The sequence below is a fragment of the Mesorhizobium sp. M7A.F.Ca.AU.001.01.1.1 genome (assembly GCF_004022735.1).
Classification (GTDB): domain Bacteria; phylum Pseudomonadota; class Alphaproteobacteria; order Rhizobiales; family Rhizobiaceae; genus Mesorhizobium; species Mesorhizobium ciceri.
The window spans coordinates 1-1,018 of the sequence record NZ_RZPF01001181.1; the positions used below are offsets into that span (position 1 = coordinate 1).

Genomic DNA, 1,018 nt, shown 5'->3' on the forward strand with positions numbered 1-1,018 from the left:
GCTCATATCGTGTGGCCCTTACCAGCCCGGCACGGGAAACGGAAGGCGGCAAACTCCCGCTTGCATGGCGGATCGGCCCGGCCTATGTGTCGAAACGCTCTAACGGGGTGCCGGACGCGATCTTCGCGGACCGGCTGAGAGGCAGTCTCGCCAACCCGCTGAACCTGATCCGGTTTGTACCGGCGGAGGGATTAGACGTTTCGGACAGTCCGACGCCTCAATTCCTTTCAATTCAAACGAAGGAGGCGCCGATGCGCACGCTTTTATACGCTCTTGTTTCAGCAACGGTCGTGGCCTTGTCCGGGCCCGCCTTGGCCAAGGACAAGCTCACCGTCTACACCTATGAGAGTTTCACCGCCGACTGGGGTCCGGGTCCCGTGGTGAAGAAGGAGTTCGAGGCCGAATGCGGCTGCGACGTCGACTTCGTCTCGGTCGCCGATGGCGTCGCGCTGCTCAACCGCGTCAGATTGGAAGGCACATCGACCAAGGCCGATATCGTGCTTGGCCTGGATACCAATCTCACCGCCGATGCCAAGGCGTCAGGCTTGTTCGCGCCGCATGGCGCGGTGACGGATGTCAGTGTGCCGGGCGGCTGGAGCGACGACACGTTTGTCCCCTTCGACTACGGCTATTTCGCTGTCGTCTACGACACGCAGAAGATGAAGACGCCGCCGAAGAGCCTGAAGGAGCTGATCGAAGGCAGTGCCAACGACAAGATCGTCATCCAGGATCCGCGCACCTCGACGCCAGGCCTCGGCCTGCTTCTTTGGGTCAAGTCGGTCTATGGCGACAAGGCACCCGAGGCCTGGGCCAAGCTCAAGGCCAAGGTGCTGACCGTGACGCCGGGCTGGAGCGAGGCCTATGGGCTGTTCACCAAGGGCGAGGCGCCGATGGTGCTGTCCTACACGACGTCGCCAGCCTACCACATGGTCGCCGAGAACACGGAGCGCTACCAGGCGGCCTCCTTCGAGGAGGGCGAGTATCTGCAGATCGAGGTGGCGGGTATCACCACGACAGG

At 62.5% G+C, this 1,018-nt stretch carries 1 protein-coding gene and 1 riboswitch; the gene reads left to right on the forward strand.

What is annotated here, in order from left to right:
• The first annotated feature begins 93 nt into the window (after positions 1-93).
• Positions 94-208: riboswitch (TPP riboswitch) on the forward strand.
• A 43-nt stretch (positions 209-251) separates the two neighbouring features.
• Positions 252-1,018: thiamine ABC transporter substrate binding subunit (gene thiB / locus EN884_RS36895; RefSeq protein WP_128361175.1), on the forward strand; the 767-nt coding region annotated here is incomplete at its 3' end.